Here is a 19,801-nt window from a genome sequence, read left to right as displayed (position 1 = left end):
CGGCGCCGCGTCACAGAACCACGTCGACCGCCCGCTTCAGACGGGCAACGGTGCCGTCCACATCCTTCAGCTTGTCCAGACCGAACAGGCCCAGGCGGAAGGTCTTGAACTCCGGCCCCTCGCCGACCTGCAGGGGCACCCCGGCCGCGATCTGCAGGCCCTCGGCCCGGAACTTCGCGCCGGACTGCACCTCGGGGTCGCCGGTATAGCTCACCACCACGCCAGGCGCGCCGAATCCCTCGGCCGCGACCGAGACCACACCCTTCTCCGCCAGCATCGCCCGCACCGCGCGTCCCAGCGCCCATTGCGCGGCCTTCGCCGCCTCGAAGCCCATCGCCTGCGTCTCCAGCATCGCGTCGCGGAAGCCCAGGATCGCATCGGTCGGCATGGTGGCGTGATAGGCGTGGCCGCCCTTCTCGTAGGCTTCCATGATCGCGCGCCATTTCTTCAGGTCCAGCGCAAAGCTGTTCGACACGGTCTCGGCCAGCCGCGCCTCGCCGGCCGGCGACAGCACCACCACCCCGGCCGAGGGCGAGGCAGACCAGCCCTTCTGCGGCGCCGAGATCAGCACGTCCACGCCCGTCGCCTGCATGTCGACCCAGACGCAGCCCGAGGCGATGCAGTCCAGCACCATCAGCGCGCCGACCTCATGCGCCGCCGCCGCCATCCGGGTGATGTAATCGTCGGGCAGGATGATCCCGGAACTGGTCTCGACATGCGGGGCGAAGACCGCATCCGGGCGATGCTCGCGGATCCTCGCCACCACCTCCTCGATCGGCGGCGGGGCATAGGGCGCGCGGGCGTCATTCCCGGTCTGCCGCGCCATCACCACGCTCGTCTCCGAGGCAAAGCCCCCGGCCTCGAAGATCTGCGTCCAGCGATAGCTGAACCAGCCGTTGCGCAGGATCAGGACGCGTCCCTTGCCGAACTGCCGCGCGACCGCCTCCATCGCATAGGATCCGCCCCCCGGCACCAGCGCCACCGCGCTGCCCTTGTAGACCTCCTTCAACAGCCCCGAGACATCGCGCATCACCTGCTGGAACCGGGCCGACATGTGATTGAGCGAGCGGTCGGTGAAGACGACCGAGAATTCCTCCAGACCCTCGGGGTCGATATGGGCGTGCAGTCCAGGCATGGGTAACTCCTTGCAAATCAGCCCCCACCCTAGCGCATTTGCTCTTTTCACAAATACTCAAAACCGACAGCGCCACCCGCGCGGCGTTTCCGGAAATGTCGCGGGCGCAAGGTCGGCACCCTTGCCCCCTGCCCGCTAGCCCAACGGCCCCGGCCGGCGCTCCTCGGTCAAAAGCACATTGGCCTCGACGTTGCCCACCCCCGGCAGCGTCATGATCCGCCGCCGCAGCACGCGCTCGAAGTCGCTCAGGTCGCGCGCCACCACCCGCAGGCGATAGTCGAAGAGGCCCAGCACATGCTGCACCACCTGCACCTCCGGAATCGCCTGCACCGCGCGTTCGAAATCCTCCAGGGAAACCCGACCCTTGGTGGCCAGCTTCACCCCCAGGAACACCGTCACCCCGAAACCCAGCTTCTCGCGGTCCACCTCGACCGCAAGGCCCTTCAGCACCCCCGCCTCCTCCAGCCGCCGCACCCGCCGCCAGGCCGCCGGCTGCGACAGCCCCAGCCGCCGCCCCAGCTCCCCGGCCGAAAGCGTGCCATCCCCCGCCAGCGCCCGCAGGATCGCCCGGTCGGTGTCATCCAGATCGATCACGCTCACGGTCACAGCGGCAGCCCCCCCGTCTCCTTGATGGTCGAGACCAGCATCAGGGCCTCCACCTCGGCGATATGCGGCAGGGTCAGGATCCGGTCGCGGTAGATCCCGGTCCAGTGCCCCATGTCCCGCGCGATCACCGTCAGGCGCATGTCGACCCGGCCAAGGAAGGTCTCGATCGAGGTCACCTCCGGCACCTCCCTTGCCGCCGCGATGAATTCGTCGAAGGCGCGCGGGTTGGTCTTGTCCAGCGCGAAACGCAACGAGACCTCGACCGCGTATCCCAGCGCCCGCCAGTCGATCACGGCGCGCTCCCGCTGGATCACCCCGCCCGCCCGCAGCCGGTCCAGCCTGCGCCAGAGCGTCGCCGGCGTGACCCCCGCCCGCTCGGCCAGCGCGGAACGCTCCAGCCCCGGCTCGGCCAGCCAATGCCGCAGGATGCGGCGGTCGGTATCGTCGATCTGCATGGATTATCCGTGATCCGGCAATTTCTGGAATGATCATTCGCAGAAACCGTGCCATTCGTCAAAGATTGCACGGTCCTCAGCCGCAAAACCCCTATCTTGCCGCCATCAACAGCAAGGAGACGCCCGATGCGCGTTTACTACGACCGCGACTGCGATGTGAACCTGATCAAGGACAAGAAGGTCGCCATTCTCGGCTATGGCTCCCAGGGCCATGCCCATGCGCTGAACCTGCGCGATTCGGGCGCGAAGAACCTGGTCGTGGCGCTGCGCGAAGGCTCGCCCTCCGCCAAGAAGGCCGAAGCAGAGGGCCTGAAGGTCATGGGGCTAGCCGAGGCCGCCGCCTGGGCCGACCTGATCATGTTCACCATGCCCGATGAACTGCAGGCCGAGACCTACAAGAAATACGTCCACGACAACCTGCGCGAAGGCGCGGCGATTGCCTTCGCCCACGGCCTGAACGTCCACTTCGGCCTGATCGAGCCGAAGAAGGGCGTCGACGTCATCATGATGGCCCCGAAGGGCCCCGGCCATACCGTGCGCGGCGAATATACCAAGGGCGGCGGCGTGCCCTGCCTGGTGGCCGTGCATCAGGACGCGACCGGCAAGGCGATGGAAATCGGCCTCAGCTACTGCTCCGCCATCGGCGGCGGCCGTTCGGGCATCATCGAGACCAACTTCCGCCAGGAATGCGAAACCGACCTCTTCGGCGAACAGGCCGTGCTTTGCGGCGGCCTGGTGGAACTGATCCGCATGGGTTTCGAGACGCTGGTCGAGGCCGGCTACGAGCCCGAGATGGCCTATTTCGAATGCCTGCACGAGGTGAAGCTGATCGTCGACCTGATCTACGAAGGCGGCATCGCCAACATGAACTACTCGATCTCGAACACGGCCGAGTATGGCGAATATGTCTCCGGCCCGCGCATCCTGCCCTATGACGAGACCAAGGCCCGGATGAAGGCGGTGCTGCGCGACATCCAGACCGGCAAGTTCGTCCGCGACTTCATGCAGGAAAACGCCGTCGGCCAGCCGTTCTTCAAGGCGACCCGCCGCATCAACGACGAGCATCAGATCGAGCAGGTCGGCGAGAAGCTGCGCGCGATGATGCCCTGGATCTCCAAGGGCAAGATGGTCGACCGCGCGCGCAACTGATCGCGCGGGAAACAGGAAGGGCGCCCCGGCGGGCGCCCTGTCCTATTCGCGGACCGGGATGGCGAGGGCCTGGCCGCGCGGGCGCAGGGTCAGCGCCAAAAGCGCCAGGGCCGCAAGTCCAAGCAGGACAGGCGGAGAGGCCATTGCTTCCAACATCGGTATTCTCCATTCCAGGGGCGCCCGAGCGGCACCCGTCGCAGGACCAACCCGCCCCACCCGTCCGAAGTTCCCCGACCGCTTCCCCCTCGGCGTGAAATCCCTGCCCTTGCGTCCCGGTCCAGGCCTCGCCAAGGCGGAAGGCCTGACCGGGATGGCGGTCAGAGTCTTAAGATCTCGTGAACGTCAGCCCGCAAGCCATTGATTTCACTCGGGCGAGAAAACTGTCCACGGTGGTCAGACCGCCGCCTGCACCGCGCCCACGATCTCGTCCACCACCTGGGCCAGCAGGCCCTCGTCCTCGCATTCGGCCATCACCCGGATCAGGGGCTCGGTCCCGGACTTGCGGATCAGGATGCGGCCGCGTCCGGCGATCCGGGCCTCGCTCTCCTCTATCGCCCGCTGCACCGCCGCCACTTCCAGCGGGCGCACGCCATCCGGGAAGCGGACATTCTTCAGAAGCTGCGGCACGGTCTCGAAGCTCCGGGTCAGTTCCGAGGCCGGCGTCCCGGTGCGGACCATCTCGGCCAGGAACTGCAGCGCCGCGATCAGCCCGTCGCCGGTGGTCGCATAGTCGGTCATCACGATGTGACCCGACTGCTCGCCTCCAAGGTTGAACCCGCCCTCGCGCATCCGTTCGACGACGTAGCGGTCGCCCACCGCCGTCCGCTCCAGCCTCAGGCCGCGGCCCTGCAGGAAGCGTTCCAGCCCGAGGTTCGACATCACCGTCGCGACCAGCGCGCCGCCGGAAAGCCGCCCCTCCTCGGCCCAGCGGGCGGCGAGCAGCGCCATGATCTGGTCCCCGTCGGCGACCCGTCCGGACTCGTCCAGGATCATCACCCGGTCGGCGTCGCCATCCAGGCTGATCCCGACATGCGCGCCATGGGCGACCACCGCCTCGGCGGCGGTCTCGGGGTGGGTGGAGCCGCAGCGGTCGTTGATGTTGGTCCCGTTCGGAGTGACCCCCACCGGGATCACCTCGGCCCCCAGTTCCCACAGCACCTCGGGCGCGGCGCGGTAGGCGGCCCCGTTGGCGCAGTCGATCACCACCTTCAGCCCGTCCAGCCGCAGCCCGTGCGGAAAGCTGGTCTTGACGAATTCCTGATACCGCCCGCGCCCGTCCTCGATCCGCTTGGCGCGGCCAATGTTTTCCGGCCGCGCCGGCAGGATCTCGCCCGCGACCATCGCCTCGATCTCGGCTTCGGCGGCGTCCGAGAGCTTGAACCCGTCCGGCCCGAAGAACTTGATCCCGTTGTCCTGGTGCGGGTTGTGGCTGGCCGAGATCATCACCCCCACATCCGCCCGCATCGACCGGGTGAGGTAGCCCACCGCCGGGGTCGGCACCGGGCCGAGCAGCAGCACATTCATCCCGGTCGAGGTCAGCCCGGCGGTCAGCGCATTCTCCAGCATGTAGCCGGAGAGGCGCGTATCCTTGCCGATCACCACCCGATGCGCCGAGGAATCGTCGCGGCGGAAGTACCGCCCCGCCGCCGCGCCCAGTTTCAGCGCAAGCTCGGCCGTCATCGGCCAGGAGTTCGCCCTTCCCCGGACCCCGTCGGTCCCGAACAACTTGCGGCTCATCCCTGGTCCTCCGCCTGATCCATGTGCAGCGCCTGCCAGAGCAGCAGCGCCTGTCGCGTCTCGGCCATGTCATGCACCCTTGTGATCTGCACGCCTTGCGCGACTCCCGCAAGCGCCACCGCGACCGAACCCGGCATCCGGTCCGCAGGCGCCTCGGCCCGGCCGATCGAGCCGATGAACCGCTTGCGCGAGGTGCCGACCAGAAGCGGGCAGCCCAGACCGTGGAACAGCGACAGCGCCCGCAGGAGCGCGATGTTGTGCGCCATGGTCTTGCCGAAGCCGATGCCGGGGTCGATGGCGATGCGCCGGGGGTCGATGCCCAGGGCCACGGCGCGGGCCAGCCGCTCGGCCAGCGCGTCGTAGACATCCAGCAGCACATCGCCGTATTGCGGATCGTTCTGCATCGTCTCGGGCAGGCCCTGGGCGTGCATCAGCACCAGCGCCGCGCCGGTCTGCGCCACGAGGCCACCCATCGCCGGGTCGAAATCCAGCCCGGAGACATCATTGACCACCGTTGCCCCCGCCGCCAGCGCGGCCGAGGCGACCGGCGCCTTGCGCGTGTCGATCGAGATCGGCGCCTGCATGCCGCCCTCCCGCAGCGTCCTGATCACCGGGGCGGTGCGGGCGATCTCCTCGGCCACCGGCACCTCGAGCGAGCCGGGCCGGGTGCTTTCGCCGCCGATGTCCACCATCTCGGCATGGCGGGCGACAAGGCGGGCGTGTTCGACGGCATTGGTCTGCGCCAGATAGCGGCCGCCGTCCGAGAAACTGTCGGGCGTCGTGTTCACGATCCCCATGAGACGAGGCCGGTCCATCGTCAACCCGGCGAAATCGGCGCGCGGCGCGGTCAGGCGGTGCAGCGCCTCCTCGGGCAGGCTGCCGGCCGGGATCAGGCGCGCGGGCGCGGCGCGGGACAGGACCTCGACCCGGTCGAACCAGCACCAGCCCCCGGCAAGGGCGAAGGACCCCGCCGGACGGACGGGATCGGTCATGACGATCGGTCTGAAATATTCCATAGGAACGCCAGTGGCCGAAGCCGATTCACTTGGCAAGGGGGGAGTCTTGCGACTTTTCAACCGGCACGCGGCTTCCTGCCGGGACTGAAACCTCGCCGTGAACCACCAGCGCGGTGGCCGACATCATCTCGGCCAGCCAGAGCGCCAGCGTGACGGGCGAGGTCCCCTGCGGCCCGTCCACCGCGTCCAGCACCAGTTTGGACGGGGCCCAGACCACCGATTGCCCGCGCCGGATCGCCCAGTCGATCTCGGTCCGGGTCGCCACCACCACGCAGCGCGGATCGCGGGCGGCCAGCGCCCAGGCATTCTGCTCGATGGCCAGCAGGTCGATCCGGCGCTGGGTCGGCTTGTGGCCGGTCACGGCGCGGGGAAAGTCGGGCAGGCCCACGGTCAGGATCAGCGGCAGGCCACGCGATTGCAGAGCGTCCAGACGGCGCGACAGGTCGGGCGCGGCGATGGTGGCATTGTCCAGGAAGACCACCAGCGGATGCACCGCCTCGTTTCCCTCGGCGCCGGCGCGCTGGACCGGAACCTCGGCGCGCGAGCGGACGATCTCCACCCCCAGCGCATAGGGGCCGACGTCCAGCTTCTCGATCCGGATGAAGACCCGCATGGCGGCGGGCTCGGCCAGGATGCGCTCGGCCACCCGTTCGGCCAGGGTTTCCAGCAGGTTCAGCCGTTCGGCGGCGAGTTCGGCCGCGATCGCCTCGGTGATCCGGTCGTAGGAGAGGATGCGGTCGACGTCATCCTCCAGGGGCTCGGTCACCGGGCGGACCTCGACCACGACGTTGAAGCGCAGGCGCTGCTTGTGGCCGCGTTCCTTCTGGAAGGCACCGATGTCGGCCTCGACCACATGGTCGCGCAGCGAAATCCGGTCGCGCGGGGCGGCGCCGGCCGAAGCCTCGGCCCGGTCCTCGGGATGGGCGAAGGCAAGCGAGATGTCGTTCGTGGTCATGGGAGCCTCTGCGGTTCGGCCCCCTCATAACATGCGGGGCGGCAGGTCCAAGCGGGAAGACGCCGCCCGCGGCCCGCTTTGCGACCAGCCGCGCGGCGCGTCCGGCCAGCTGCGCGGCGACTTTCAGCTAGCTGCGCGGCGACTTTCCAGTTAGCTGCGCGGCGACTTTTCAGTTAGCTGCGCGGCAGGGGCTGGCGATAGAACAGATGCGCCCCGATCGAGGCGGTATGGGCGAAACGCCTGGACCAGCCGGGGCGGACCTGGCGGGTATGGAAATGGGTGGCGCCGTCGGTCAAGAGACGCGGCGCCCCGTCCAGCATGGCGCGGGCGATGCGGCCGGAGAGATCGGCCGCCGCCTTTTCCCGCATCCGCTTCTTGCCGTCGCAGACATAGGAGAACTGGCAGCCCCCGCCGCCCCGCTGCTTGACCACGCCGCAGACGCTGCGCGGATAAAGCGCACTGTCGACGCGGTTCAGGATCACCTCGGCCACGGCGATCTGGCCTTGCAGGCTTTCGCCACGGGATTCGAAGTAGAGGGCTTCGGTCAGGCATTGCCAATCCGCATCGCCAGTGGGCGCGGGTTGGGCCAGAAGCCAGTCCATCGTCAGCCCCTCGGTCTGCGCGCGGGCGGACTGGGCGGCAGCGAGATCGGGGGCGGGCAGCCGGACGAGTTCGGCTCCGATCGGCGCGGATCGGCCATCCGCAAGGGCCGGGAGGGCAAGGAGCCCTGCCACCAGCAGCGGCGCGATCCTTCGCGCCAGGACACAGAGTTTCATTCTGCTTTTCCGTCGTTGTTACAGAAAACGGCGGAAGCGACCCCCGCCTTTGCAAGCCGGCAGGGACGTAGGGGCAAAGCGGTCCGGGGGTCTACCGCTGTGGCATTTTTAGCACGATTTTTGCGCGAAACTCGGCGAAATCTCGCCGAAAATTCCTGCCATTTTCTTAAGAATTTCCCGCAAGTTGCGCATTGTAAAGGGTTTTCGCCCGATCCTGCAAGGCCAGGTGCGCCGCCGCCAATCGCGCCATCGGCACACGGTAGGGAGAGCAGCTGACATAATCGAATCCCGCTCGGCGACAGAAGTCGATCGACTCCGGGTTGCCGCCATGTTCACCACAGATGGACAATGTCAGGTCGCCACGGGTCTTTCTCCCCCGCTCGGCACCAATGTGCAGCAGTTCGCCCACCCCGTCGACGTCCAGGATGTGGAACGGATCCTCGGGAAAGACGCCCTGCCGGACATAGGTGTTCATGAAGCGGCCGGCGTCGTCGCGCGACAGGCCATAGGTCATCTGCGTCAGGTCGTTGGTCCCGAAGGACAGGAAGGCCGCGTGCTGGGCGATCTCGCCGGCCCGCAGCGCGGCGCGCGGGGTTTCGACCATCACGCCCAGCTTGTAGTCGAAATCGGCCCCCGCCCTGGTGCGGACCATGGCGGCAACGGCGTCGATCCGGGTCTTGATCAACTCCACCTCGCGCCGGGCCGAAACGAGCGGCATCATGATCTCGGGCACCACCGGCGCGCCGCGGCGGGCGCTTTCCAGCGTCGCCTCGAAGATCGCCTGGGCCTGCATGTCATAGATTTCCGGCAGGACCACGCCCAGCCGGACCCCCCGCATCCCCAGCATCGGGTTGACCTCGGTCAGCGCCTCGGCCCGGCGGGTCACCTCGGACAGCGGCCGGTCCAGCGCCTCGGCCAGGTCGCGCAGCCCCTCGCGGTCCGAGGGCAGGAATTCGTGCAGCGGCGGGTCGAACAGGCGGATGCAGACCGGCAGGCCCTGCATGATCTCGAAAAGCTGCACGAAATCGGCCCGCTGCATCGGCAGGAGCCGGGCCAGCGCCGCCGCGCGGTCGCCGGGGCTGTCGGCGAAGATCATCTCGCGCATGACGACAAGGCGGTCCTCGTCGAAGAACATATGCTCGGTACGGCAGAGGCCGATCCCCTCGGCCTCGAACCGGCGGGCGGTCTCGGCGTCGGAGGGGGTGTCGGCATTGGCGCGGATGCCGATGTCGCGCACCTCGTCGGCCCAGGAGAGCAGCCGGCGGAAACTGTCGTCCAGCGCCGGGGGCAGCATCTCGGCCGCGCCGGCCAGCGCCTCGCCCTTGGAGCCGTCCAGCGTCACCGCGTCGCCCTCGCGGAACACCCGGCCGTCGGCGGCAACAAGCTTGCGGTCGCGCGGGTCCAGCCGCATGTCCGAGGCTCCGACGACGCAGGGCAGGCCCAACCCGCGCGCGATGACGGCGGCGTGGCTGGTCATGCCGCCGCGTTCGGTCAGGACCGCGACGGCGGAATGCATGCCGCGAATATCCTCGGGCGCAGTCTCGCGGCGGACGAGGATGCAGGGCTCTCCCCGTGCCGCGCTGGCCTGGGCGGCCGAGGAGGAGAAGACCAGCCGCCCGGTCGCCGCCCCGGGCGAGGCCGCGATGCCGCGGGCGATGACGTCGCGCGGGCCGCGCGGATCGACCTGGTGGTGCAGAAGCTCGGACAGCGCGCGGGGTTCGACCCGCAGGACCGCCTCGTCCTTCGGGATGACCCCGTCTTCGGCGAGCGCCACGGCGATGCGCAGCCCGGCCCGGGCCGAGCGCGGCACCTTCACGGCGTCCAGCACCGCGAGGCGGCCATCCTCGACGGTGAATTCGATCTGCATCTCCTCGCGCAGGCGGCTGCGGCAGGTCGCGCCGTATTCCACGAGCGTCTGGAAGATCTCGGGCGCGACATCCTCCAGCGAGGGGCCGCGCGGGTCGCGGGTCAGGTACAGCGCCTCGGTCGTCTTCAATGCGTCGCGGCCCTGGCTTTGGCCGAGGTAACGCCCGGTGATCTGCCGCTGCCCGGTCACCGGATCGACGAACTGGATCACGCCGCTGCCGCTGATCCCCTGCCCGATGCCCTGCGCCATCTCCTGCACGACCAGCCCCAGCGCCGCCTCCTCGGGCGCGCCCTTGGCCTGGCGGAGAAGCCGGGCCGAGGTGCCCTCCCAGGCCCGCGCCATCGAGCGCAGCACTTCGGAAAGCTGGCGCGCGGGGTCCTCGGGGAAGGGTTCGTCGGTCTCGACCTCATACTGCCGCAGCGCCTCGCGCAGGGCGCCGGGGCCGGGTTTCAGATCGTCGAAGATGTCGGGGTCCAGCCGGGCGACATGGATCGCATAGGCCTGCACGAAGCGCAGATACAGCGCGTCCGCCGCCGTCTCGCCATGCGTCTCGGCAAGGCGGGCGTGGCGCTTGGCATTGAGCCCGATGTTCAGGATGGTGGCCGGGCCGCCCCAGTCGGGGTTTGCCGGCGAGGGCCGGACCGAGATCAGCGGGCCGTCGCCGAAATGGTCCAGGATGCCCGCCGCGTCGACCCCGTGCCCCGCCGCGATGGCGCGGACGGTGGTGGCGGACAGCGCGACGGATTTCGGCACCGGCAGGTCCAGCCGCACCAGCCGCTGCAGGCATTTCGCCCGCCAGCCATGGCCTGCCGTCGCGATCTGCGCCGATTGCGTGATCTGCGCGAAGTCCGGTATGGGATCGTGTTTCTGCACCGCAGCATCCTGTGTTCGCGTGCAGAATACGCCGAAACCCCTGTCACGCAAGCGCGACATGGGCTGTCGGTGACGAATCTTCGGGCGCTATCAGCCCTCGATGCGGGTCAGGTCGGCGACGCCGGAACAGACGGCGCGGATGCGGTGCAGGAGGTTCAGCCGGTTGCGGCGGATCACCGGGTTGTCGCTGTTGACCTGCACGGCGGTGAAGAAGGCGTCGATGGGCGCGCGGAGGGCGGCCATCGCGGCCATGGCCCCGGGGAAATCCTCGGCCTGCATCGCCGGGGTGATCGTCGCCTCGGCCTTGTCCAGAGCCGTGAACAGCGCGCGTTCCTCGTCGGTCTCGGCGAACTTCGGGTCGGCGCCGAAGGAGTATTCGACACCGTCCTTCTGCTCCGCTTGGGACAGGATGTTGTTCGCCCGCTTGTAACCCTGCAGCAGGTTCGCCCCGTCCTCGGTCTTCATCACCGCCGCCAGCGCCTCGGCCCGCTTGACGAGGAGCGTGAGGTCGTCATTGCCGGGCATGGCAAGGCAGGCGTCGATGATGTCGTGCCGGATGCCCTGGTCCTTGAGATAGACCTTGAGGCGGTCGTGGAAGAAGGAGAGGAGGTCGGCGGCAACCGAACTGCCATCGTATGACGCGGCCTTATAGTAGACCGAACCGCCATCCTTAAATGTCGCACTTCCGCGCAGATCGTCAGCGTGCTCAAGAATGATAGCAACCTGGCGCACACAGTGTTTCAAGATGCCAAACCGCACCCCATTGCTTACCACCAACCGGATCACCCCCAACGCGGCGCGGCGCAAGGCAAACGGGTCCTTCGACCCCGTCGGCTTCTCGTCGATCGCCCAGAAGCCGGTCAGCGTGTCGATCTTGTCGGCCAGCGCCACGGCGACCGAAACGGGCTCGGTCGGGACGGAGTCGCTTTCGCCCTTCGGCCGCCAATGGTCGCGGGCGGCGTCGGCGACCACCGGCTTCTCCCCGGCCTCCAGCGCATAATAGCGGCCCATCACGCCCTGAAGCTCGGGGAACTCGCCCACCATCGAGGAGCGCAGGTCGAGCTTGGCGATCTTCGCGGCGCGTTCGGCATCGGCGGGATCGGCCCCGACCAGCGGCGCGATCTCGCGGGCGAGCGCGGCGATGCGCTCCACCCGTTCGGCCTGGCTTCCAAGTTTCGCCTGGAAGGTCACCGACTTCAGCCCCTCCGCCCATTCGGCCATGCCCGCGCGGGCCACCCGCAGGTCGTTCTCCCAGAAGAACTTCGCGTCCGAGAGCCGCGCGGCCAGCACCTTCTGGTTGCCCTTCAGGATCACCTCGCCGCCGTCCGGGGCCTCGATGTTGGCGACGGTGACGAAGCCCTCGATCCGGCCGGTCCTGGGGTTGCGGACCGAGAAGAACTTCTGGTGTTCCTTCATCGAGGTCTGCAACACCTCGGGCGGCAGGCCCAGGAAAGCCTCGGCGATCCGGCCCATCAGCGGCACCGGCCACTCCACCAGCCCCGCGACCTCGGTCAGGAGGCCCGGATCAGGAACCACTTCCATCCCCGCCGCGAAGGCCAGGTTCTGCGCGCCCTGCCAGATCGCGGCCTCACGCTCGGCCGTGTCCAGCACCACCTTCGCGCGCTTCAGCTTGACCGCATAGTCGTCGAAGCCGGTCACGGTGAAGCGCCCGTTGCCCATGAAGCGGTGGCCCTCGGTCACGTTCCCCGCGACGATGCCGTCGACCGTCAGCGGCACGACATGCGCGCCGCCCTCATCGGACAGTAGACATACAATCGACTGCAAGGGCCGCACCCAGCGCAAGGACCCGCTGCCCCAGCGCATCGACTTCGGCCAGGGGAAGGTGCGGATCACCGCCTCCAGCACCTCGGCCACGATCACCGCCGCCGCTCGCCCCGGCTTCTCGACCACGGCATAGAAGGTCTCGCCCTTCTTCTCCGCCCGCCGCTCCAACTGGTCCAGCGTCAGGCCGGTGGAGCGCAGGAACCCCTCGACCGCCTGCGCGGGGGCAGAGGTGGACGGGCCCTTGCGCTCCTCGCGCACCGCCCGGCTTTCGGCGGTCAGCCCCTCGATCGACAGGACCAGCCGCCGGGGCGTGGAGAAGGCCCCGGCCGAGGCATAGGTCAGCCCGGCCTCGACCAGGCCGTCGGTCAACAGTTTCTTCAGGTCCTCGCGGGCGCGGGACTGCATCCGGGCGGGGATTTCTTCCGAGAAGAGCTCGATCAGCAGGTCGGGCATGATCAGTCCTTGAATTGGGCGTTCAGCTGGTGCCAGGCATAGGCACGGCCATCAGGAAAGACGGCGACGACCCGGTCGACGCCGGGGTGGATGTTCGGCTCGGACAGGAAGGCGAGCGCCTCGCCGCTCTCCAGCGCGCGGCCGATGGCCTTGGCGTCGAAGCAGTCGAAGTCGGAAGGCGCGATCAGCGGTTCGGCATCCGGATAGTCGCGGTAGGTCTCGGTCAGCATGGCCAGCGACAGCGGCGTGGTGAAGCAGGCGCGGAACTTGATCGGCGAGCTTGCGGCATCGGTCCCGGTCACATCCGCGACCAGGATCGCCTCGGGCTGGTCGCCGGCCAGCGGCACCAGCCTGATCTCGGCCCCGGGGGTGAAGGCGACGGGTTCGTAATAGGCCCGCTCGGCGGTATACCACAGGAAGGCGCCCCCGACGGCGGCGGCAAGCAGGATCACGGCCACGCTGATGCGCCCCACATTCACAGATCCGCCCCCGCCTCGGTCAGGCGGAAGGCGTCGGCGCATTGTTTCGCCAGCGCCCGCACCCGGCCGATATAGGCCTGGCGCTCGGTGACCGAGATCACGCCCCGCGCGTCGAGGAGGTTGAAGATATGGCTGGCCTTGATCGTCTGGTCATAGGCGGGATGCGCCATGATGATGCGCTTGCCCGATTTCGGGTCCTGCGGCTCGAAGGCCAGCAGGCGCTCGCATTCCTTCTCGGCATCCTCGAAATGCCGCAGCAGCATCTCGGTCGTCGCCCCGTCGAAGTTGTGGCGGGAGTATTCCTCCTCGGTCTGGCGGAAGATGTCGCCATAGGTCAGCGGGATCGGGCTGGCGGGATCGTTGAACGGCATGTCCATGACGTGATCCACGCCCATGACATACATTGCCAGCCGTTCCAGCCCATAGGTCAGCTCGCCCGAGACCGGCTTGCAGTCATGCCCGCCGACCTGCTGGAAATAGGTGAACTGGCTGACTTCCATCCCGTCGCACCAGACCTCCCATCCCAGGCCCCAGGCGCCGAGGGTGGGGCTTTCCCAGTCGTCCTCGACGAAGCGGATGTCGTGCAGGGAAAGGTCGATGCCGATGGCGGCAAGGCTGCCGAGATAGAGGTCCTGCAGGTTCGCAGGCGATGGCTTGATGATCACCTGGTACTGGTAATAGTGCTGCAGCCGGTTCGGATTCTCGCCATAGCGGCCGTCGGTCGGGCGGCGCGAGGGCTGGACATAGGCCGCCGCCCAGGGCCTGGAGCCCAGCGAGCGCAGCGTGGTGGCGGGGTGGAAGGTGCCGGCGCCGACCTCCATGTCATAGGGCTGCAGCACGGCGCAGCCCTGGGACGCCCAGTAGGTCTGCAGGCGCAGGATGATCTCCTGGAAGCTGCGGGGCGTGGTGGTGTCATGCGGCATGGCGCACCTTCGCGAAACGGGGCAGACGGGTCGCGCCTTCCCTATCCATTGGCCGGTGAAGGGTCAATTCCCCGACCTGCGGGAATGTGACCGGGCGCGCCCGGATATGGCTTGCCGCTGCGGCGGGGTCCACTAATGTCGGGCGCGATCCGCGACCCGATTTCAGGACCTCCGATGTTCAGACCCTTTGCCGCCCTTGCGCTTTTCCTCGCCATGCTTGCCGCCCTTGCCCCGCGTGCCGGCCTTGCGCAGGAAGAGACCGTCTGGATCCAGATCGAGGCGCAGCCCAGCCAGGCCGAGGGCGAGGAACGGGCCCGCGCCTATGCCGCGCTATTCCCCGAGACGGCCGGTTTCCGGTTGCGCTCGGGCTGGTTCGGCATCCTTCTGGGTCCCTACCCCGCCGCCGAGGCCGAGGCGAAGCGCAGGAGCCTGACGCGGGAGGGGCTGATCCCCTCCGACAGTTTCATCGCCTATCCGCGCAACCTGGGCGAGGCCTTCTGGCCCCCGGAAGGAAGCGCGCCGGTCCCTGCCGCGCCGGAAGCCGCCGCCGTGCCGGAAGCCGAAATGCCGGCCACCGCGCCGGACGAGACCCCGCAGGAGGCCCGCGCCAGCGAGGCGCTGCTGACCGGGGACCAGCGCAAGGAATTGCAGGTCGCGCTGCAATGGTTCGGCTTCTACCAGGGCGGCATCGACGGCGCCTTCGGGCCGGGCACGCGCAATTCGATGGCCGCCTGGCAAGAGGCGCAGGGGCAAGAGCCGACGGGGGTGCTGACCTCAGGCGACCGCGCCGCGCTGCTGGAGGCCTGGCGCGGCGAGACCGCCGCCTTCGGTTTCGCCGAGGTGGTCGAGGAGGAGGCGGGCATTGCCGTGACCCTGCCGCTGGGGCTGGTCGAGTTCGACCATTACGAGCCGCCCTTCGTCCATTTCCGCGCCCGTGCCGAAGGCGGCCCGCGCGTGATCCTGATCTCGCAGCCCGGCGACCAGGCGGCGTTCTACGGGCTTTACGACATCCTGCAGACGCTGGAATCGGTGCCGATGGACGGCCCGCGCGAGCGGGGCGAGCGGGCGTTCGGCATCCGGGGCACCTCGGCCAGCGTGGACACCACCATCCGGGCCGAATTCACCGGCGGGATGATCAAGGGCTGGATGTTCATCTCCGCGCCCGGCAACGAGGCGCGCGATGCCCGGATCCTGCGCCAGATCGAGACCAGCTTCACCCCCCGCAACGACAAGGCGCTGGACCCCGGCATGGTCGCCATGTCGGCCGAGACCAAGGCCGGGCTTCTGTCGGGACTGGAAGTGCGCAAGCCCCGGCTCAGCCGCTCGGGCCTGTTCGTCGATGCGGCGGGCAGCGTGCTGACCACCATCGAGGCGGTCGAAAGCTGCGCCCGGGTGACGATCGACGGCAAGACCGAGGCGAGCGTGGCGCTGTCCGACGCGGCCAGCGGCCTTGCGCTGCTGAAGCCGCTTGCCCCCCTTTCGCCCCGCGTGGTGGCCGAGTTCCAGCTTGCGCCCGAACGCCCCGGGACCGAGATCATGGTCGCAGGCTATCCCTATGAGGATCGCCTGCCCGCCCCGGTGATGACCTTCGGCACGCTGGAGGAGGTGACGGGCCTGGACGGAGAGCCGGGACTGAAGCGGCTGGCGCTGCCCGCGCTGCCGGGCGATGCCGGCGGGCCGGTGCTGGACGCAACCGGCGCGGTGATCGGGATGCTGCTGCCGAAGGCCGGGGCCGAGGGCCGCACCCTGCCCGAAGGCGTGCATTTCGCGGCCTCGGGCGCCGAGATCGCGCGCGTGCTGGGCGCAAGCGGTGTCGCGCCGGTGCAGGCCGACCGCAAGGCGGCGCTTGCGCCCGCGGACCTGACGGCGGCGGGGCTGGGGATGACGGCGCTGGTCTCCTGCTGGGATTAGCGGCGCCAGAAGCTGGGCAGCACCATCACCAGGATCGCCAGCAGGCCCAACCGGCCCAGGATCATGCACAGCGACATGATCGCGATTCCGGCCGGGGGGAAGTCGATGAAGGTGCCGGTCCGCTCGACCAGCGGGCCGAAGCCGTAGCCGATATTGCCGATCGAGGTCCAGACAGCGAAGATCGCCGAGATGGTATCGACGCCCAGGAGCGTCATCGCCACGCTCATCAGCCCCAGGATCAGGATATAGCCCGAGACGAACAGGATCAGCGCGTCCAGCACGTCCTCTCCGACCGGGCGGCCGGCGTAGCGGATCGGGTCCACGCTGGAGGGATTGCCGATCCGCCGGATCTCGCGCCGGAGGACAGCGATCACCAGCTGCACCCGGAACACTGAAAGCCCCGCCGCGGACGAACCGGAACAGGCCCCGACAACGCCGACCACGAAGGCCACGACCAGCATGAAGCCGCCCCAGGTCGGGAAGCCGCCCGAGAAGAACCCGGTCGAGGAGACGATCGAGGTCAGGTTGAACAACGCCTGGCGGAAGGTCGGCTCCAGCGCGTCGCCCGTGGTCCAGACGCGCCAGGCGGTGACCGAGAGCACGGCATAGGCCAGCCAGCGCAGATAGGCCCTGACCTGGCTGTCCTGCCAAAGTGGCATGGCCTGGCCGTTCACCAACTGGACATAGCGGATATAGGGCAGGCTGCCGAGGATCATGAACAGCGCGCCGAAATATTCGGCTGCGGGACCGAACTTGTTGAAGGAGGTGTCGGTCGGGGTGAAACCTCCGGTGGCGATGGTCGCAAAGCCCGCCACCACTGCGTCCAGCGCCGCCATCCCGATTGCGGAATAGGTCGCGATGCAGGCCATCGTCAGCAGCGTGTAGACAAAGAGAAGCTGCCGGGCGATGTCGGTGGCGCGCGGCAGGGCCTTGCCGAAGGTGTCGAAGCCCTCGGTCCGGAAGAACTGCATTCCCCCGACGCGCATCAGCGGCAGGAAGATCATCGCGATGAAGGCGATCCCGAGGCCGCCCAGCCAGTTCAGCATCCCCCGCCACAGGTTCATCCCGGCGGGCAGCGCGTCCAGCCCGAAGATCACGGTCGAGCCGGTGGTGGTGATTCCCGAGACCGCTTCGAAATAGGCGTTGTTCAGCGACAACCCCGGCGCACCGATCCAGAAGGGCAAGGCCGCGAAGAAGGGGACCAGCGTCCAGATCGCCGCCGTCAGAAGATAGGCCTGCCGCGTGTCCATGGCCCGGCCCAGGGCATTGCCGGTGGCCAGCGTCAGGGCGCCGCCCACGACCCCGGTCAGCGCGGCCGATTGCAGGAAGGCGATGCCGTTCTCCAGCCCCGCGCGCCAGTCGATGATGGCGGGGGCCAGCATCAGGATCGCAAGCACGATCAGGATGCGGCCGATGACATAGGCGACGGGGCGGAGGTCAACCATGGTCCGGCATGGCTACGCGGCCCCGCCCCCGCCGTCAACCGGCGTGGATCAGCCCCTGGAACAGGCGCGGGTCAAGGCTTTCGGCCGCGAAGGTCGCGCCTTCGGTCAGGAGGCTGATCGCGTCATGGCTGTGGAGCGATTCCTGGTGGCTGGCGATCACCCGGAAATCGCCGATGCGCGGATCGGCCCGCAGCCCCTCGCAGAACAGCCGCGCCGCATCCTCGACGAAGATCGGGTTGGCGGCGTTCAGCTCGGCGAAGGCCTGCTCGTCCTCGCGCTTGACCATGACCTGGGTCTCGGTGACGACGGCCTGGCGCGCCAGATCCACCAGATCCTCGATCCAGATCTCGCCGTTCAGCGCGACCGAAAGCCGCGCGACCGAGCGTTGGGAATGCGGCGTCGCGAGTTGCCCGCGCATGGACCGCGCATGTTCCGACAGTTCCAGAGAGCAGGGGCAGGTCGAGCTGTAGACATAGTCCAGATGCAGGATGCGCTTGCGGACCCCCGCCACCTCGACCAGTTCCAGCGCGATGTCGTAATACTGCCAGCCCGAAAGGCCCGAGCGCAGCGAGCCGAGCCGCATCGGGAACGAGGCCCGCATCTGGATCCGCGCGTCGAACGAGCCGAGGTCGCGCATGTAGTCGTCCAGCGCCGCCTCGATCACCCCGAAGGAGAATTCCTTTTCGGCATGGGCATAGAAGGACCGCATGATGCGGCTCATGTTGATGCCCTTCTTCTCGGCCTCCAGGCTTACGGTGCCGGTCACGCTGGTCTCCAGCACCAGCGCGCCGCCGTCGCGGGTGGCGAAGCGGATCGGCAGGCGGAAATTCGAGATTCCGACATGCTGGATGCGCGCCTTGGCCCCCCGGATCAGGCTGGCCGGGCCGTTCTGCAGGTCGGGCATCGCGGCGCGATAGTCGTCGTCGGGGCGGAAGCTTTCGGGATAGGCGCGCGACAACGCCGGATAGCCCTGCCCCGGCAAGAGGTAGCCAAGCGAGGCATCCAGCCGCGCGATCTCGTCATCCGAGGACTTGCCCGCCCATTGCCGCAGCAGGGCCAGCGCGGCCTCGGCCTCCTCGCGCGAGGGTTTGCGGTCGAATTCGGGGGTATGGATGTTCATCGGGTGGTCCTTTCGGTTCAGGCGGGACCTGGCCCACCGTCAATTTCCGGATAGATTTACGCATCAACCCCGCCGCCGGATCACCCTGGTCCGGGGCAGATGTCCATCAGATAGGCATTTCATCGCGGGACACAAGCGCCCTTTGCGACATTCACGCCACCGAAAGCGCCCGGGCGAGGTCGGCGACCAGGTCCCCCGCGTCCTCCAGCCCCAGCGACAGGCGGATCAGGCCCGGCGTGATCCCCAGCGCGTCCTTCTGCTCTTGCGGCAGGCGCTGGTGCGTCGTCGTCGCCGGATGGGTGGCGATGGTGCGGGCGTCGCCAAGGTTGTTCGAGATCTTCACGATCTCCAGCGCATCCATGAAGCGGAAGGCCACATCCTTGCCGCCCGCGACCTCGAAGGTGACGAGCGTGCCGCCCGATCCCATCTGCGCCATGGCCAACGCATGCTGCGGATGGCCGGGCAGGCCCGGATAGATCACCTTCGCGACCTTCGGATGCGCCTCCAGCGCCTCGGCCAGCGTCAGCGCCGCATCGGCCATCGCCCGGCAGCGCAGGTCCAGCGTCGCCATGCCGTTCAGATGCATCCAGGCGGTGAAGGGGCTCATGCTGCCGCCGGTGTGCTTCATGTAGGGTTCCAGCACCTTGCGGATGAAGTCGCGCGTGCCGCAGACCACGCCGCCAAGCGCCCGGCCCTGGCCGTCGACGTGCTTGGTGGTGGAATAGACGACCACGTCCGCCCCCTGCTCGACCGCGCGGGAGAAGATCGGGGTGGCAAAGACATTGTCGCAGATCACGATGGCGCCCGCGGCATGGGCGATCTCGCTGACGGCGCGGATGTCCACCAGTTCCAGCGTCGGGTTCGACATCGATTCGAAGAACACCGCCTTGGTCCCCGGCGTGACCGCGCGGCGCCACTGGTCAAGGTCGGCGCCGTCGACGAAGGTGACCCGCACGCCGAAGCGGCCCAGCACCTCCTCGAGGATATAGAGGCAGGAGCCGAACAGCGCCCGCGCCGCGACGACATGATCCCCCGCCCGGAGGCAGGAGGTCAGCGCGCCCGAGACCGCCGCCATGCCGCTGGCGGTGGCGAAGGCGTCCTCGGTCCCCTCGAGCG

At 68.5% G+C, this 19,801-nt stretch carries 16 protein-coding genes; 2 read left to right on the top strand and 14 right to left on the bottom strand.

Annotated features, from left to right (window positions below; translation table 11 throughout):
• Positions 1 to 10: 10 nt before the first annotated feature.
• The 3 genes from ACE3UA_RS16465 to ACE3UA_RS16455 all read right to left on the bottom strand — a co-directional run bounded on the left by ACE3UA_RS16465 (position 11) and on the right by ACE3UA_RS16455 (position 2,196).
• The gene (locus ACE3UA_RS16465) at positions 11 to 1,135 is read right to left on the bottom strand and encodes an aminotransferase class V-fold PLP-dependent enzyme (protein WP_374647056.1); all 1,125 of its coding nucleotides are present in this window, start codon (positions 1,133 to 1,135) and stop codon (positions 11 to 13) included.
• Positions 1,136 to 1,270: 135 nt separating this feature from the next.
• Complete coding sequence (locus ACE3UA_RS16460; RefSeq protein WP_374647076.1) at positions 1,271 to 1,729, bottom strand: Lrp/AsnC family transcriptional regulator; 459 nt, start codon at positions 1,727 to 1,729, stop codon at positions 1,271 to 1,273.
• Positions 1,730 to 1,737: 8 nt separating this feature from the next.
• A complete protein-coding gene (locus ACE3UA_RS16455) occupies positions 1,738 to 2,196 on the bottom strand; it encodes an Lrp/AsnC family transcriptional regulator (protein ID WP_374647054.1) in 459 nt (152 codons plus the stop codon).
• Between the two features lie 126 nt (positions 2,197 to 2,322).
• Here ACE3UA_RS16455 and ilvC point away from each other — a divergent pair, with 126 nt between their 5' ends.
• On the top strand, positions 2,323 to 3,345 hold the full coding sequence (ilvC, locus tag ACE3UA_RS16450; protein ID WP_374647052.1) for a ketol-acid reductoisomerase: 1,023 nt from the start codon (positions 2,323 to 2,325) through the stop codon (positions 3,343 to 3,345).
• 393 nt (positions 3,346 to 3,738) lie between these two features.
• Here ilvC and glmM read toward each other — a convergent pair whose 3' ends face one another.
• The 8 genes from glmM to ACE3UA_RS16410 all read right to left on the bottom strand — a co-directional run bounded on the left by glmM (position 3,739) and on the right by ACE3UA_RS16410 (position 14,209).
• Positions 3,739 to 5,082: a phosphoglucosamine mutase gene (gene glmM, locus ACE3UA_RS16445; RefSeq protein WP_374647050.1), complete on the bottom strand. Its 1,344-nt coding sequence runs from the start codon at positions 5,080 to 5,082 to the stop codon at positions 3,739 to 3,741.
• A complete protein-coding gene (folP, locus tag ACE3UA_RS16440) occupies positions 5,079 to 6,098 on the bottom strand; it encodes a dihydropteroate synthase (protein WP_374647048.1) in 1,020 nt (339 codons plus the stop codon). The genes glmM and folP overlap by 4 nt, the downstream gene beginning before the upstream one ends.
• A gap of 25 nt (positions 6,099 to 6,123) precedes the next feature.
• Entirely contained in the window at positions 6,124 to 7,053 is a 930-nt protein-coding gene (locus tag ACE3UA_RS16435; protein WP_374647046.1) for a dihydroneopterin aldolase, read from the bottom strand.
• A gap of 173 nt (positions 7,054 to 7,226) precedes the next feature.
• Positions 7,227 to 7,829, bottom strand: a complete 603-nt coding sequence (locus ACE3UA_RS16430) for a cell wall hydrolase (RefSeq protein WP_374647044.1) — start codon at positions 7,827 to 7,829, stop codon at positions 7,227 to 7,229.
• Between the two features lie 166 nt (positions 7,830 to 7,995).
• Positions 7,996 to 10,569 carry a putative PEP-binding protein gene (locus ACE3UA_RS16425; protein WP_374647042.1) on the bottom strand — a complete coding sequence of 858 codons (2,574 nt, stop codon included), beginning with the start codon at positions 10,567 to 10,569 and terminating at the stop codon, positions 7,996 to 7,998.
• A gap of 90 nt (positions 10,570 to 10,659) precedes the next feature.
• The gene (glyS, locus tag ACE3UA_RS16420; RefSeq protein ID WP_374647039.1) at positions 10,660 to 12,807 is read right to left on the bottom strand and encodes a glycine--tRNA ligase subunit beta; all 2,148 of its coding nucleotides are present in this window, start codon (positions 12,805 to 12,807) and stop codon (positions 10,660 to 10,662) included.
• Positions 12,808 to 12,809: 2 nt separating this feature from the next.
• Positions 12,810 to 13,280, bottom strand: a complete 471-nt coding sequence (locus tag ACE3UA_RS16415; protein WP_374647037.1) for a DUF6446 family protein — start codon at positions 13,278 to 13,280, stop codon at positions 12,810 to 12,812.
• 2 nt (positions 13,281 to 13,282) lie between these two features.
• Entirely contained in the window at positions 13,283 to 14,209 is a 927-nt protein-coding gene (locus ACE3UA_RS16410; protein WP_374647035.1) for a glycine--tRNA ligase subunit alpha, read from the bottom strand.
• 174 nt (positions 14,210 to 14,383) lie between these two features.
• Between ACE3UA_RS16410 and ACE3UA_RS16405 the strand changes: the two genes are divergently transcribed.
• Positions 14,384 to 16,120, top strand: a complete 1,737-nt coding sequence (locus ACE3UA_RS16405; RefSeq protein ID WP_374647033.1) for a serine protease — start codon at positions 14,384 to 14,386, stop codon at positions 16,118 to 16,120.
• On the opposite strand, the gene ACE3UA_RS16400 is transcribed toward ACE3UA_RS16405, so the two are convergent.
• The 3 genes from ACE3UA_RS16400 to ACE3UA_RS16390 all read right to left on the bottom strand — a co-directional run.
• Positions 16,117 to 17,565, bottom strand: coding sequence for a TrkH family potassium uptake protein (locus ACE3UA_RS16400; protein ID WP_374647031.1), 1,449 nt, complete (start codon positions 17,563 to 17,565; stop codon positions 16,117 to 16,119). The genes ACE3UA_RS16405 and ACE3UA_RS16400 overlap by 4 nt on opposite strands.
• Before the next feature lie 34 nt (positions 17,566 to 17,599).
• A complete protein-coding gene (gene folE2 / locus ACE3UA_RS16395; protein WP_374647029.1) occupies positions 17,600 to 18,685 on the bottom strand; it encodes a GTP cyclohydrolase FolE2 in 1,086 nt (361 codons plus the stop codon).
• Positions 18,686 to 18,836: 151 nt separating this feature from the next.
• On the bottom strand, positions 18,837 to 19,801 hold a 965-nt coding region (locus ACE3UA_RS16390; protein WP_374647027.1), incomplete at its 5' end, for a PLP-dependent aspartate aminotransferase family protein.

This window comes from Tabrizicola sp. (genome assembly GCF_041919135.1).
Taxonomy (GTDB): domain Bacteria; phylum Pseudomonadota; class Alphaproteobacteria; order Rhodobacterales; family Rhodobacteraceae; genus Tabrizicola.
Note: the sequence above shows the minus strand (reverse complement) of the source record. Positions and strands in the feature narration are given on the sequence as shown.

Bases quoted from the DNA above. Each gene is read 5' to 3' on its own strand.
- ACE3UA_RS16465 (WP_374647056.1), bottom strand. From the start codon at position 1,135: ATGCCTGGACTGCACGCCCATATCGACCCCGAGGGTCTGGAGGAATTC.
- ACE3UA_RS16455 (WP_374647054.1), bottom strand. From the start codon at position 2,196: ATGCAGATCGACGATACCGACCGCCGCATCCTGCGGCATTGGCTGGCC.
- ilvC (WP_374647052.1), top strand. From the start codon at position 2,323: ATGCGCGTTTACTACGACCGCGACTGCGATGTGAACCTGATCAAGGAC.
- glmM (WP_374647050.1), bottom strand. From the start codon at position 5,082: ATGAGCCGCAAGTTGTTCGGGACCGACGGGGTCCGGGGAAGGGCGAAC.
- folP (WP_374647048.1), bottom strand. From the start codon at position 6,098: ATGGAATATTTCAGACCGATCGTCATGACCGATCCCGTCCGTCCGGCG.
- ACE3UA_RS16435 (WP_374647046.1), bottom strand. From the start codon at position 7,053: ATGACCACGAACGACATCTCGCTTGCCTTCGCCCATCCCGAGGACCGG.
- ACE3UA_RS16430 (WP_374647044.1), bottom strand. From the start codon at position 7,829: ATGAAACTCTGTGTCCTGGCGCGAAGGATCGCGCCGCTGCTGGTGGCA.
- glyS (WP_374647039.1), bottom strand. From the start codon at position 12,807: ATGCCCGACCTGCTGATCGAGCTCTTCTCGGAAGAAATCCCCGCCCGG.
- ACE3UA_RS16410 (WP_374647035.1), bottom strand. From the start codon at position 14,209: ATGCCGCATGACACCACCACGCCCCGCAGCTTCCAGGAGATCATCCTG.
- ACE3UA_RS16405 (WP_374647033.1), top strand. From the start codon at position 14,384: ATGTTCAGACCCTTTGCCGCCCTTGCGCTTTTCCTCGCCATGCTTGCC.
- ACE3UA_RS16400 (WP_374647031.1), bottom strand. From the start codon at position 17,565: ATGGTTGACCTCCGCCCCGTCGCCTATGTCATCGGCCGCATCCTGATC.
- folE2 (WP_374647029.1), bottom strand. From the start codon at position 18,685: ATGAACATCCATACCCCCGAATTCGACCGCAAACCCTCGCGCGAGGAG.